Source organism: Bacillus sp. DX4.1 (assembly GCF_030348195.1).
Lineage (GTDB): Bacteria > Bacillota > Bacilli > Bacillales > Bacillaceae_G > Bacillus_A.
In genome coordinates this window covers 2,939,645-2,953,492 of sequence record NZ_JAUCFT010000008.1, presented here as the reverse complement: position 1 = coordinate 2,953,492, position 13,848 = coordinate 2,939,645, and the positions used below count along the sequence as shown (strand labels likewise).

Here is a 13,848-nt window from a genome sequence, read left to right as displayed (position 1 = left end):
TACAGACCATGGTAGCAATGTTCTGTTGATTTATAAAAAAATTACAATTCATCAACTTTCATATTCTATATGTATCGTGATGGAGTATAGGATATTCGCCTCTTTATCAAGAATTTATATCTTCTTAAAGAATACAGAGATTGAATTAATTAAGGAATAAATCTTCGATGTTGCCAAAAACTAAATACAATCCACAGTAAAAGACCTCTTTGAAAGGAGAAAATTTATAAGATGAATAAGAGAAAATGGCAATTGCCTCTTCAAACCTCTAGTCTCATTGTTGGATTTATGGTTTGGGTATTAATCTCTTCCTTAATGCCAAATATAAAAAGGGATATTACATTATCTGATAATGAAGTTGCATTGGTTACGGCAGTCCCTGTGATATTAGGATCTTTAATGAGGATTCTATTGGGATATTGGACAAACCGTTTTGGAGCAAGGATCAATTTTGTCATTAGTTTTTTACTATTACTCTTCCCTGTTTTCTATATTAGTATTTCTGATTCACTTGCTGATCTAGTTATTGGCGGTTTGGTACTTGGAATTGGTGGTGCAACCTTCTCGATAGGTGTAACTTCACTTCCAAAATATTATCCAAAAGAAAGACATGGGTTTATTAATGGAATTTATGGTGCTGGAAATATTGGTACAGCAATTACTTCATTTGCAGCTCCGATATTAGCAAATTCAATTGGTTGGGTTACAACTGTAAGACTTTTTCTAATACCTCTTCTTATTTTTGCTATTTTAAATTTTTTTCTTGGTGATTCAAAAGAACCTAGAGAAAACACTCCTTTAGGAAAGCAAATTAAGGCTGTTTATCGAAACGAAAAACTTTGGTTTTTAAGTTTCTTTTACTTTATTACATTTGGCTCATTTGTTGCCTTTACAGTCTATCTTCCAAATTTTTTAGTTTCAAACTTTCAATTGACTCCAGTAGATGCTGGAATGCGTACAGCCGGTTTTATTACAATCGCAACCTTTTTACGACCAGTAGGTGGTTGGTTAGGTGATAAGTTTAATCCATTTTTCATTTTATTATTTGTTTTTGGTGGATTAACATTTTCTGGTGTACTCTTATCCTTTTCACCAACGATTACATTGTATACGATAGGGTGCTTGACTGTTGCTTTCTGTGCTGGGATTGGAAATGGAACAATCTTTAAACTTGTTCCTTATTATTTTTCTAAGCAAGCAGGAATTGTTAACGGAATTGTATCAGCTATGGGAGGAATGGGAGGTTTTTTCCCACCGTTGGTACTATCATTAGTATTTAATTTAACAGGACATTATGCGATAGGTTTCATGGCATTAGCACAATTTTCACTTGTAAGTTTTGTTATTATTGTCTGGATGTATTATCTTGAAAAATTGAACTTAGAAACAAAAATTATCGAAAGCGTCGCACAAGGAATGATGGTTACTAATACAAAAGGAATTATTAAAAAGGTGAATCCTGCTTTTACGAGGGTGACAGGCTATCAACCTAAAGAAGTGATTGGAAAAACCCCAAGTATTTTAAGGTCAGGACTACACGATGCGAGCTTTTATCGTAGAATGTGGGAAAATATTCGTGCTAATGGATATTGGCAGGGTGAAATTATGAATAAAAGAAAGAATAATGAGATCTATTTAGAGTGGCTCACCATTAGTGCAGTGAAAAATGAAGCTGAAGAAGTAAAATACTATGTCGGATTGTTTAGCGATTTGACAGAAGAGAGGAAGTAACTTGAATGCATAGAGAACTTAGGCTTTTTTTGAGTTCTTTATGTATTCATTTTTATGTATGGACTCCAACGAGAACATGACGAAGAAGTTTAAAAAAAATGTATATGGATAAGCTTATAGAAATAGTTTCAAACTTTAATATTTAAGGTATATCTGATTATCTATTTTAATTACCAGAAGGGAAGTGAAGTAATTGTCAGGACCTAGTTTAAAAAAGCGAGATGCACATTCTTCCATCCATGAAGCAGCCCTTAATGAAGCAAGGGAGTTAAGAGAGTTGTTTTGCAAATGTTTACATAAAGATCAAAAGGAAAAGGCAGTTCAGATTGCTGAAATAATAATTGAACATTGGGAATCACGGACATTAAAACATGCGGAGTCTGAGGAAGAAGGATTATATAAGGATATCGTCAAGGAAAACCAAGAAATGGAGAAAACCGTTATTCAACTTACTCGTGATCATGATCTTATGCGTCGTATTGTGGAAGAAATGAAAGAAAGATTGCAAACAAAAGAACTTGATGACCGGATGATTATGTTAATAGATAGTCTTATTGTTATTGATGAAATACATAATGAAGATGAAATGAATAATCTTCTATCAAATAGCGAATGATAGATGAGGAAAAATAAGGGAATATGAGATGGGGATAATTATGAATGAAAATAACATAGTAGAAGAAAGATTATTACGTTTTGAGCTCCCAACATTATATAAACAGATGCTTGGAGTATTTGAAAAGTATCATATCCATCCTTTCGATATTCAAGGAACCATATTGAAAAAAGAAAATGGCTATGATATCATATTAAAATTTTCTCAATCTTTTTCACATGCAGCAACAACATTTGTAGGCTTTGAGCAAGCGATGCACCCAGGTGAAGAAGTCATTCGTTTTTTTGAGGAAACAGCAAAGCAATGCAAGACTCAGTTAATGCAAGATTATTATAAAATGATCAAACTGTAGAAGGAGCTGAAAAGATCATTGTTTTCATTTGAAACGGATGCGATGTTGATTGATGACCGTGAGGATTTAATTGCTGTGTTACGTATGAGATTTGGAGAGGTATCCGGAGAAATTATAGAAAAAATCTATGATATTAATGATATGAATTCCTTACAACGTCTTATTTTAGCTGCTGCAAATGCTATGAATTGGAATGTGTTTCTAGAGGAATTGCAAGCTGGTAAAGACTCGTTTCGACTTTTGGGAGAAGATTTTAATCCAATAGGTGATAACCTGAAAGGAAAGGGAAGCATAGATGGAAAAGAAGAAAAATAACTTTCTACAATCACTTAAACATTTAAAGCGTGGTGAGCGTATTAATGACGGTTGGACAGAAGAAAGTCCTCGTCCACGTGAGTGGGAAGACGTATACCGTAGACGATGGCAGCATGATAAAGTAGTGCGTTCAACACATGGTGTAAACTGTACGGGATCTTGTAGCTGGAAAATTCATGTGAAAGACGGGATTATCGCATGGGAAACTCAGCAAACTGATTATCCGTCAACGGGTGATGATTTTCCTGATTATGAACCGAGAGGGTGTCCTCGCGGTGCGAGTTTTTCATGGTATACATATAGCCCAACTCGTGTGAAATATCCTTATGTACGTGGAGATCTTTATACATTATGGAAAAATGAATTAGAGCAGACGGGTAATCCAGTTCAAGCTTGGGAAAATATTGTCTCCAATCCTAAAAAGCGTGAACAATATGTTAAAGCACGAGGCAAAGGTGGATTTGTCCGTGGAACTTGGAAAGATCTTTGTGAAATGATCGCCGCTTCTACTATTTATACGATCAAAAAATATGGTCCAGATCGAATTGTTGGTTTTAGTCCAATACCAGCTATGTCAATGGTTAGCTATGCTGGTGGTACAAGATTTCTTTCATTAATCGGAGGTACAATCCTCAGTTTCTATGATTGGTATGCTGATTTACCTCCCGCTTCCCCGCAAGTATGGGGAGATCAAACTGATGTCCCTGAAAGCGGTGATTGGTATAACTCCAAGTATTTCATTATATGGGGAACGAATATTCCACAAACTAGAACACCAGATGCACACTTTATGGTTGAATCAAGATACAACGGAACGAAAGTAGTGGGGGTTAGTCCTGACTACGCAGAATATGAAAAGTTTGCTGATATATGGCTACCAGCAAAGGCCGGAACTGATGGTGCACTTGCAATGGCCATGACACATGTCATTTTAAAAGAATTTTATGTTGATAAAGAAACACCTTATTTTATAGATTATGCAAAGCAATATACTGATTTACCTTATCTAGTCATATTGAATAAAAAGAATGATAGTTATCGTTCAGATCGTTTCTTGAGAGCATCTGATTTTTCTGATCAATATGAATTGGGTGAGTGGAAAACAGTTGTGTGGGATGATAATACGAATAGTTTTTCTGTTCCGAATGGGAGCCAAGGCTCACGTTGGGATAAAGGTAACAAATGGAATCTTGATTTAAAGAATGAAGATGGAATTGAAATTAATCCGAAACTAAGTTTTCTTAACGAGGCTGATGAAATTGCTATGGTAGAATTCCCTCATTTTGCAGAAAAAGAGGGTGGAACTGTTGAACGTGGTGTTCCAGCTAAACATATTAAGGATCAATATGGTAACGAATTAACAATTACGACTGTTTATGATTTGATGCTAGCTCATACTGGTATCAGTAGAGGACTAAAGGGAGATTATCCTTCAGATTATAATGATTCAAATAAACCTTACACACCGGCTTGGCAGGAAAGCATAACTGGTGTGAATAAATCTCATGTTATCCAAGTTGCCAGAGAATTCGCTGATAATGCTGCCCGTACGAAAGGGAAATCAATGATTGCTATGGGTGGTGGCACGAACCATTGGTTTCATAGTGATCAAATTTATCGCGCAATTCTAAATCTCGTTTTATTAACCGGTTCTCAGGGTGTAAATGGTGGCGGTTGGGCTCATTATGTTGGACAAGAAAAGGTACGCCCTTTGGAAGGCTTCTCTCAAATTGCATTTGCGAATGATTGGGTAAAATCTCCACGCTTCATGAATGGTACGTCGTTTTTTTATTTTGTTACGGAGCAATTCCGCTATGAATATGAGAAAAACGAGGAAGAAACAGAGTGGGGAAGTAAATACACGAATAAACACCCAGCTGACTTTAATGTACTATCTGCACGTTTAGGTTGGTTACCAAGCTTTCCACAGTTTTCACAAAACTCATTAGACGTTATGAAAGACGCTCGTGCACGTAATAGTGATGACAACGAACTTATAAAAGATGTAGCCAAACAGCTTACAGATGGAACCTTAGATTGGGCTATTGAAAATCCAAATGATCCACGAAATTTTCCACGCATCTTTTTTAACTGGCGTTCGAACCTTTTAGGCGACAGTGGAAAAGGTCATGAGTACTTTGTGAAGCACTTAATCGGTTCAGATGACTCGGTGCTTTCAGATGTGGAACAGTCATGGCAACCTGAGGATGTCAATATTACTGAAAAACCACCTGAAGGCAAGACAGACTTATTTGTTAGTATGGATTTTCGTATGACTAGTTCCGGCCTTTTCTCAGATATTATCCTACCCGCAGCGACCTGGTATGAAAAATATGATATTAGTAGTACTGATTTACATCCATTTGTTCACCCATTCAATGCGGCTATTTCACCGCCGTGGGATACAAAAAGTGATTGGGACTGCTTCCGAGAAATTGCCAAATACTTTTCTGAACTTGCGAAAGAGCATCTTCCTGCACAGGAAGACCTAGTTATGTCACCTCTCGCACACGATACGATTAATGAAATTGCACAGCCCTTTGGAAAAGTCAAAGATTGGCGAAAAGGTGAAGTGGATGGAATTCCGGGTAAAACGATGCCAAACTTCAATGTCATAAAACGAGATTATCCGAATGTATTTGATATGTGGACAACTGTTGGACCGAATATCAAAAGCGGCTATGGAACGAAGGGTGTTCGAATACCAGGAGAAAAAGTCTACAAAGAATTACTTGACCGTCTGGGAATATCGAAGCGTGAGGGAATTGGAAAAGGTAAGCCAGATTTACATTCAGATAAACAAGCAATTAATGCGATTCTTCTTATGTCCGGCGCAACAAATGGTAAACGCGCTGTTGAGGGATGGAAATCAATGGAGGAAAAGACAGGAAAGTCATTAGAACATATTTCCGCAGGACGTGAAGAAGAGGATTATACGTTGGATGCTTTAACGGTTCAACCACGTCAGGCAATATCTACACCAGTTTGGAGTGGTTTGGAGAATGATAACCGCCGTTACTCTCCGTTTACGGTAAATAAGGAGTTTCATATACCATGGCATACACTAACAGGTAGACAAAGCTTTTATCTTGATCATGAAGTAATGTTAGATTTCGGCGAAGGACTTCCTTTATATCTACCACCGATTACAAAGGGCCCTTTTATTAAAGGTGAAAAAGAAGTAGAAAATACCGAGAAATCACTAGTCCTTCGCTATTTGACACCTCATCAAAAGTGGGGAATTCATACGATGTTTACGGATACGACTAACATGGCACAATTATTCCGAGGCTGGCAGACTGTATGGCTTAACGAAAAGGATGCAGCATCAGTTGGTATTAAGGATAATGATTGGATTGAAGTGTACAACCGTAATGGCGTTGTTGTTGCTAGAGCTGTTCTAACATACCGTATGCCTCAAGGTGCAGCTTATATGTATCATGCACAGGACCGAACGATGGGAGTACCAGGAAGTACGATTAATAAAAAACGTGGGGGAACACATAACAGTGTCACGAGAATTTATCCAAAAGCGACACACATGATTGGAGGGTATTCACAACTAAGTTATGGATTTAATTACTACGGACCAACTGGAAGTCAGAGGGACACGATGACGATTATCCGACCATTAAAGGAGGTCGATTGGCTTGAAAATTAAAGCACAAGTTGCGATGGTTATGCACCTTGATAAATGTATTGGCTGTCATACTTGTTCTGTAACGTGTAAAAATACCTGGACAAATCGCCCAGGTATGGAATACGTATGGTATAACAATGTCGAAACACGTCCAGGACCTGGTTACCCAAAAGAGTGGGAAAATACGAATCGTTACAAAGGTGGTTGGATATTAAAAAATGGAAAGCTGCATTTAAAAGCAGGGGGACCTATTTCAAAATTGGCTAACATTTTTTACAATCCAAATATGGCCGAAATTACTGATTTTTATGAACCATGGACATACGATTTTGAGCATCTCCATCAAAGTCCAAAGAAAGAGAATTTGCCTGTTGCACGTCCCAAATCAATGATCACTGGTAAGTATATTGATAAACCAGAATGGGGGCCAAATTGGGATGATGATCTTGCAGGTGGTAGCGAAGTTGTCCCGATGGATCCAAATGTCCAAAAGCTTCAGGAACATATTTCGATGGAATATGAGAAAACATTTATGATGTATTTGCCAAGAATTTGTGAACATTGTCTCAATCCATCTTGTGTGGCATCCTGTCCCACAGGAGCTTTGTATAAAAGAGAGGAAGACGGCATTGTTCTCGTCGACCAAGATTCATGTCGTGGCTGGCGTTTTTGTATGAATGGATGTCCTTACCATAAGGTATATTATAATTGGAATACACATAAAGCAGAAAAATGTAATTTTTGTTATCCAAGAACTGAAGCAGGGTTACCCACAGTTTGTTCTGAAACATGCGTCGGCCGTATTCGTTATATCGGCGTTGTTTTATATGATGCAGACAGGGTGAAGGAAGCTGCGTCTGTTGAAAATCCAAAAGACCTATATGAATCACAACTCTCAGTATTTTTAGACCCATTTGATCCTGAAGTTATTGAAAAAGCAAAAGAAGCAGGTATCAATCAAAGCTGGATTGAAAGTGCACAGCAGTCTCCAGTATATAAAATGGCGATGAAGTGGAAAATTGCTTTGCCACTTCATCCAGAATATCGGACTTTACCGATGGTATGGTATGTGCCGCCTCTTAGCCCGATTATGAATCATATCACAAATGAGAGTGAGCTCAGTGCAGATGGATATATTCCAGCAGTTGATCAAATGAGAATTCCAATGGAGTATTTAGCTTCGTTGTTGACGGCAGATGATACCGATGTAATTCGCAGAGTATTATTAAAAATGTCAGCTATGCGTGTTCATATGCGTTCACAAACAGTAGGTGGTATTGATGCGATGAAAAAAAGTAAGTTGTTAGAAGAAGCTGGTACTACAGTAGAGGAACTAGAAGATATGGCTAGATTACTTGCGGTTTCAAAATATAATGAACGTTTTGTCATTCCAACAGCAAGGCGCGAAATGGATGAGGATTTACATTATAAGCAAGGGGCATGTAGTATCGAAAGTTTAGCACCATCAGAAGGAATGACAACTTATCCATTTGAAAGAAGTGAAAATCAATGACGAATGAAGCATCAACCATTCTAGTTATAATGTCTAGGGTTTTTGACTATCCAGATAAGACCTTTTATGATAAATATTCAACTACCGAAGAATATCTGAAAAATCAGATTCTGACGCTGAAAGTACGAAAGGAAATTCTCAAGAGACTAAAACCTCTTTTTACAATGCCGTTTAAAGACCTTCAAGAACTTTACGTTGAAACGTTTGATTATCAAGAAAAAACGAGTCTTTATTTAACGGCCCACGAATTAGGAGACAGCCGTAAGCGTGGTGCTGCACTAATTAAATTACAGAAGATGATCTGTGAAGCTGGATACGAAAATGTTGGTAAGGAATTGGCTGACTATATTCCGATGCTATTAGAACTTTTGGCGGTGGCACCAGAGGGTGAAAACATTATTCGGCTTAAGAGCCGATTATCTTACGCAATATATCGAATCATAAACAATCTTCCTAGTAGCAATCCATATCATAAAGTGATGGAGATTTTGATGATGTTTGTCTTCGAAGTACCAAAATTAGAGGAGATTACTTTGTTAGAAAATCAGCGCGAGGAAGCTGATTTGGATCCATTACCGTATCCTATGATATATCAATAAGGTGAAACTTTTATCAGTGGGGAGTTCTTCATCCCCGTTGATAATCAGCCTTCACTAATCGAGCTTTTACGGGCAGTTTATCTTCTCCGTTTCTCTCTGAATCTTGAGGTGGGAGGGAGTCTCGCTGCCCGCAAATAGCGGGATAAAATGAACGAAAGTACGCTTATGATTTACTAAGGAGGTCAGACATGGAAGAGAATTTTTGGTGGGTTATTTTTCCTTATATTTCAGGCACAATTCTCGTATTAGGTTCTATTTACCGGTTTGTATTTCGAAGGATGACCTGGTATGCACCATCAACAGAAATTTTTGAGAAAAAGTGGTTAAGGTTAGGTTCAGTAAGTTTCCACTTTGGAATTCTTTTTGCTTTTGTTGGACATGTAATGGGAGTCTTAATTCCGAAAGGTGTATATGATGCATTAGGCGTTGCAGATCATACGTATCATTTTTTGGCCATTGTAGGTGGTGGATTTGCTGGACTTATGGTTTTATTTGGATTGATTGTTATGATAATTCGTAAAATATCATTTCCAAAAGTCCGTGTACATACAACATTCGGAGACTATTTTGTGATTGTGATGTTAATAATTATTGCTGGATTAGGAACATATATGACACTAATTTATAACACAACTGTTGTGGCTTATGAATATCGTGCATCAATCGGTCCATGGTTCAGAAGTTTATTTACACTTCACCCTCGGTACGATTTAATGTTAACGGTACCATTACTTTTTAAAGTCCATGTTATTCTTTCTTTTCTCTTGTTTGCGTCCATTCCTTTTACACAACTGATACATATGTTCAGTTTTCCCGGACGCTATCCGGCACGAGCACCCCAGCAATATCGATCTCGTAATGGATATAAAAATAGCAGGCAATAAAGAATCTATAAAATAGAATAGGATTTCTATGCTAAAGCCAACTTTTTGCTATGAAAGTTGGCTTTTTGTATTGTCCTCTAGTATATTTGTTAGAATTCACCTTTATAATGATTTAAAGAATTCTTACTTTCTTTTAAATGTTTGAGTTGCGCCACAATCATAATACTAATAACAACAAGCAAAAACCAAGAACTGATTTTTCCAATGTGAACAAGACTCCAAGTTTCTCGCTGATTTGGATACTGCCAAGCTCCGAAGAAAGTGGCGATATTTTCGGCTATCCAGATGAAGAAGCCAATGAGGAAAAACGAGAGAGCAAGTGGCATCTTGAATGTAGCTTCTCGCACGGAGAATTGTACAAAACTGCGAAAAAAGACAACGAATAAAAGTATGGTTAAACCCCAGCGAAAGTCATACATAAAATGATGTGTAAAAAAGTTAAGATAAATCATTGTTCCTAGTGGTATTGTCCACATTGCATTCGGCCAACTATGCATTTGTAAATGCAGTCTTCGCCAAGCTTGACATATGTAACTCGCAACACTCGCGTACATAAAACCGCTATAAAGCGGAACGCCGAAAATTTTTGTCCATGCTTGTTCTGGATAGGCCCAAGAACCGAAGTGTACTTTATATATTTCTAGTAGTAGTCCAATGAGATGAAAAATTGCAATCACCTTGAGTTCATCTTTTGTTTCCATGCCTGTTTTATACATTGCATACTGTATGAGAAGACAGACAAGTAAAATGAAATCATAGCGATATAATCCGGGAATATGAATGATTTTTGAAAGGGCGAGCGTTATAAAAATAGCTACAGGGAAAATACAAGATAAGGCTTGTTGATAGCCAAAGTAAAGTAATTGTCGTACATATTTCATTGTTTCTCCTTTCAAATGATAAAGTTCATTTTTTCGAAAAGTATGACGGAAGCTTACTATAATATAAACTTTTTAAAACTAAAAATCACTATATTTTTGCTGTATTTGTAAGGGGAGGAAGGTTTTTCTTGAAATATTTTTTATAATTCAAAAAAGTATAAAGAAATAGATTGTCTTTCAAAAAAATGAAGATATAACACTTGATAAAAAGGATAATAATAGTATATAAGGAGTGGAATGAACATTGTTTTTTTTGCTACTAATAATACGATAAAATTAAATGAGTTGACAATGTGAATATCTTTGGAGATAATCAACGGGAACATGTGTTTGTTTTTTGCCGGTATGGTAATTTTACGTTGTACATACAGTTGATAAAAGGAGTGGTTTTAATTGGGAAATTCAAATCAAAAAATTACTACATTTTTAATGTTCTCTGGCCAGGCTGAGGAGGCAATGAATTATTACATTTCTATATTTGACAAATCAGAAATAATTAGTATAACTCGTTATGGAGCGAACGAAGAAGGTGTGGAAGGGACTGTGTTACACGCTACATTTTCACTTAATGGGCAAGAATTTATGTGTATAGATAGTAGCGTTAAGCATGAATTTACATTTACTCCTGCAATATCATTGTATGTAACATGTGATACAGAAGAAGAAATAGAGCGAGTTTTTGAGAAGCTATCACAAGATGGGACAGTTCTCATGCCATTAGCAGCTTATCCATTTAGTGAAAAATTTTGTTGGGTTGGAGATAAATTTGGTGTTTCATGGCAATTGAGTCTTGCAAAAAGCTAACTCGGCCAAATTTCAAACAACTGTATCGTTGTAGATTTTGAGTAAATTAGTATAGAATATTTAGAATTAAACACAAATACCACCGTTCTAAAAACTTGAATGGTGGTATTTGTGTTTATAAGACCAAAATTAAATACATTCACTAATCTACATATAATTGCAGGACAAGGAGCAATTGTTGTCGAATTTTTACAGCATATAGAGTGTGAGCTTGGTGATATAGTGTAGTTTCTAAAATGAGTACGTATAAATGAAAGGGCATTCTATCTGAAAATCAATAATAATCTCGTTATGTAAAAGGAGTCGTTTCAAATGAATTTAGAAAAATCAAAGCCTGCAGCGGAGGAACTGGTAGAGTTAAAGGAACTTGTGAAAGAGTTACATGGCAGCATGCATCAATTGCAGGCAGAAGTACAGCAACTTCGCCATGAAAAGCAAGTTGTCGAAGTGAGGAAAGGATTTGAATTGACACCCAAAATTATCGGTGAAATCGGTGGTATTATTTTAGGGGCTTTGGCAATTATAGGGATATTTTGGTTGTAAAAAAGGTTTGCAGCATCTTGCTGCAAACCTTTTTTACATTAAGTAACGTAAATATATATACGCATGTGATAGTAATAATGCGATAATCGTTAAAGGTAATCCAATTTTTAAGAAATCTAAGTAAGAAAACCCATGACCTTCACGGTTTGCAATTCCAGCGACAACAACGTTAGCTGATGCGCCAATTAGCGTGCCGTTTCCGCCTAAGCAAGCACCAAGCGATAATGCCCACCAAAGTACTTCTATTTGCGGGGAATCGACAGAGAGACCGAGCCCAGATGCTAAATCCTGAATAAGTGGAATCATCGTTGCGACAAATGGAATGTTATCAATGGTGGCTGATGCTGCACCTGATACCCATAAGATTAAAATAGCCGCATAGCCAATATCTCCATTTGTAACATCAATCACTTCTTTTGCCATTGATGAAATAAGACCGATGTCAATTAGCCCACCAACAAGAATGAATAGTCCAGCAAAGAAGAAAATAGTTACCCATTCTACGTGAGCAAAAACATCTTCTAATTCGTGTTGTTTCACACCAATTAACATAAGTATTGTAGCACCGGTCATCGCAATAACTGCCGCATCAACATGGATGACGGAATGAAGAACAAAACCGACAATCGTTAATCCTAAAATCGACAGGGATTTCACCAGTAAGCTACGATCGCAAATGTAATCTTTTTCATTTAGTGCCATAAGTGTAGCAATCTGCTCAGATGTTGTTTTTAATTTTTTTCGATACATGAAATAAATAATGCCTAATGTAACAGCTGAAATAATGACTACAATTGGTGTTAAATTCAGTAAAAATGCATTGAAATCAAGATGTTTATTTGCTGATCCAATCATAATATTTGGAGGATCACCAATCAACGTTGCGGTACCACCGATGTTTGAAAAAAGTACTTCGGAAATCAAATATGGAACCGGTTGTACTTTTAAAATACGAGTAATTGATAATGTAACAGGAACGATTAATAAAACGGTTGTTACGTTATCTAAAAATGCGGAACCGACGGCGGTTAAAAGGGATAAAAATAATAAAATGCGAATTGGTTTTCCACCTGCTGCTTTTGCTGCTTTAATGGCTACATATTCGAATACACCGGATTGACTCGTAATATGTACGAGAATCATCATTCCAATTAGCAGGGTAATGGTTTCCCATTGGATATGTGATGTAAAGGCAGTATGTAAGTCTACGATTCCAAAAATAATCATAATGGCAGCACCGAACAGTGCAATAACAGCACGGTTCAATTTCTCAGAAATAATAAATCCGTATGTGATTAAAAATACGGCGATTGCAAAATAATAATGCCAATTTGCTACTTCATGTGCTGAATGTTCCAACATGTCACCTTCTTTAAGAAATGTATTAAATTGTCGAAAAATATCCCTCCGCATCAGCTCTATTGTAGCAAATTCAAAAAGAGAAAGAAAATGATTTGAAAAAGTGAGGAGAAGGTATAAATTTCACATACCAAATCGAAAATAAAAAAATAAAGTGCAAATAATTATGCAAAGTAAGCATTGTCCTCTATTATAGAGATAGCAATTTTCATTATTTTTGCGTAAACTGGTTTAAAGAGGTGAAATCCTATGGAAATAATCAAAGATACTTCTGTTATCCAAAATGAAATTGAACGTTTTGTAAATAAAGATGTATATATTCATTTAGAAACAACAAACGGAGCATATGCTTCACACTTTAATGAAAAAATGATGACGGTAGGAGCATTTATTCGAAATGCAATCATTCGTTTTGAACGCGGGAAAATTACAGGAACGAACCCATACCGAATTGGTTTGAAAATGGATCATGGCTGGGTATATGCTGAAGGCGTTACGCACTGGGAAAGAGACGAGAAAGATCGTCTATTACTAGCAGGACATGATGACAAAGGGCGTCTAGCAGTAGCACTTGAATTAAGCTTAACGCCATTTGCGTAAGAAGGAGGGGA

General features: G+C 36.6%; 13 protein-coding genes. 11 read left to right on the top strand and 2 right to left on the bottom strand.

The genetic code is table 11. The features are described 5' to 3' along the window. Positions 1-231: 231 nt before the first annotated feature. From QUF99_RS18010 to narI, 8 genes are all read left to right on the top strand, one after another. A complete protein-coding gene (locus QUF99_RS18010; RefSeq protein WP_289371687.1) occupies positions 232-1,731 on the top strand; it encodes a nitrate/nitrite transporter in 1,500 nt (499 codons plus the stop codon). Positions 1,732-1,924: 193 nt separating this feature from the next. Then, complete coding sequence (locus QUF99_RS18005; protein ID WP_289371685.1) at positions 1,925-2,347, top strand: hypothetical protein; 423 nt, start codon at positions 1,925-1,927, stop codon at positions 2,345-2,347. Between the two features lie 28 nt (positions 2,348-2,375). Next, complete coding sequence (locus QUF99_RS18000; RefSeq protein WP_289371684.1) at positions 2,376-2,699, top strand: hypothetical protein; 324 nt, start codon at positions 2,376-2,378, stop codon at positions 2,697-2,699. 18 nt (positions 2,700-2,717) lie between these two features. Next, the gene (locus QUF99_RS17995) at positions 2,718-3,014 is read left to right on the top strand and encodes a hypothetical protein (protein WP_289371682.1); all 297 of its coding nucleotides are present in this window, start codon (positions 2,718-2,720) and stop codon (positions 3,012-3,014) included. Continuing rightward, a complete protein-coding gene (locus QUF99_RS17990; RefSeq protein ID WP_289371680.1) occupies positions 2,995-6,675 on the top strand; it encodes a nitrate reductase subunit alpha in 3,681 nt (1,226 codons plus the stop codon). The genes QUF99_RS17995 and QUF99_RS17990 overlap by 20 nt, the downstream gene beginning before the upstream one ends. Continuing rightward, positions 6,665-8,167: a nitrate reductase subunit beta gene (gene narH / locus QUF99_RS17985; RefSeq protein ID WP_289371679.1), complete on the top strand. Its 1,503-nt coding sequence runs from the start codon at positions 6,665-6,667 to the stop codon at positions 8,165-8,167. The genes QUF99_RS17990 and narH overlap by 11 nt, the downstream gene beginning before the upstream one ends. After that, entirely contained in the window at positions 8,164-8,766 is a 603-nt protein-coding gene (gene narJ, locus QUF99_RS17980; protein WP_289371678.1) for a nitrate reductase molybdenum cofactor assembly chaperone, read from the top strand. The genes narH and narJ overlap by 4 nt, the downstream gene beginning before the upstream one ends. Positions 8,767-8,954: 188 nt before the next feature. Further along, positions 8,955-9,650, top strand: a complete 696-nt coding sequence (gene narI / locus QUF99_RS17975; RefSeq protein ID WP_289371676.1) for a respiratory nitrate reductase subunit gamma — start codon at positions 8,955-8,957, stop codon at positions 9,648-9,650. Positions 9,651-9,739: 89 nt separating this feature from the next. Here the strand turns inward: narI and QUF99_RS17970 are convergent, their stop codons facing one another. Further along, the gene (locus QUF99_RS17970) at positions 9,740-10,531 is read right to left on the bottom strand and encodes a DUF817 domain-containing protein (protein ID WP_289371675.1); all 792 of its coding nucleotides are present in this window, start codon (positions 10,529-10,531) and stop codon (positions 9,740-9,742) included. A gap of 393 nt (positions 10,532-10,924) precedes the next feature. On the opposite strand from QUF99_RS17970, the gene QUF99_RS17965 reads away from it, so the two are divergent. After that, positions 10,925-11,335: a VOC family protein gene (locus QUF99_RS17965; RefSeq protein WP_289371674.1), complete on the top strand. Its 411-nt coding sequence runs from the start codon at positions 10,925-10,927 to the stop codon at positions 11,333-11,335. Positions 11,336-11,647: 312 nt separating this feature from the next. Further along, the gene (locus QUF99_RS17960; protein ID WP_289371673.1) at positions 11,648-11,878 is read left to right on the top strand and encodes a hypothetical protein; all 231 of its coding nucleotides are present in this window, start codon (positions 11,648-11,650) and stop codon (positions 11,876-11,878) included. Positions 11,879-11,911: 33 nt separating this feature from the next. Here the strand turns inward: QUF99_RS17960 and QUF99_RS17955 are convergent, their stop codons facing one another. Further along, positions 11,912-13,237, bottom strand: a complete 1,326-nt coding sequence (locus tag QUF99_RS17955) for an ArsB/NhaD family transporter (protein ID WP_289371672.1) — start codon at positions 13,235-13,237, stop codon at positions 11,912-11,914. Positions 13,238-13,486: 249 nt separating this feature from the next. Here QUF99_RS17955 and QUF99_RS17950 point away from each other — a divergent pair, with 249 nt between their 5' ends. Then, positions 13,487-13,837 carry a YojF family protein gene (locus QUF99_RS17950; protein ID WP_286121088.1) on the top strand — a complete coding sequence of 117 codons (351 nt, stop codon included), beginning with the start codon at positions 13,487-13,489 and terminating at the stop codon, positions 13,835-13,837. The last annotated feature ends 11 nt before the right edge of the window (positions 13,838-13,848 follow it).

Coding starts and splice junctions, on each gene's coding strand:
- QUF99_RS18010 (WP_289371687.1), top strand. CDS start 232: ATGAATAAGAGAAAATGGCAATTGCCTCTTCAAACCTCTAGTCTCATT.
- QUF99_RS18000 (WP_289371684.1), top strand. CDS start 2,376: ATGGGGATAATTATGAATGAAAATAACATAGTAGAAGAAAGATTATTA.
- QUF99_RS17990 (WP_289371680.1), top strand. CDS start 2,995: ATGGAAAAGAAGAAAAATAACTTTCTACAATCACTTAAACATTTAAAG.
- narJ (WP_289371678.1), top strand. CDS start 8,164: ATGACGAATGAAGCATCAACCATTCTAGTTATAATGTCTAGGGTTTTT.
- narI (WP_289371676.1), top strand. CDS start 8,955: ATGGAAGAGAATTTTTGGTGGGTTATTTTTCCTTATATTTCAGGCACA.
- QUF99_RS17970 (WP_289371675.1), bottom strand. CDS start 10,531: ATGAAATATGTACGACAATTACTTTACTTTGGCTATCAACAAGCCTTA.
- QUF99_RS17960 (WP_289371673.1), top strand. CDS start 11,648: ATGAATTTAGAAAAATCAAAGCCTGCAGCGGAGGAACTGGTAGAGTTA.
- QUF99_RS17950 (WP_286121088.1), top strand. CDS start 13,487: ATGGAAATAATCAAAGATACTTCTGTTATCCAAAATGAAATTGAACGT.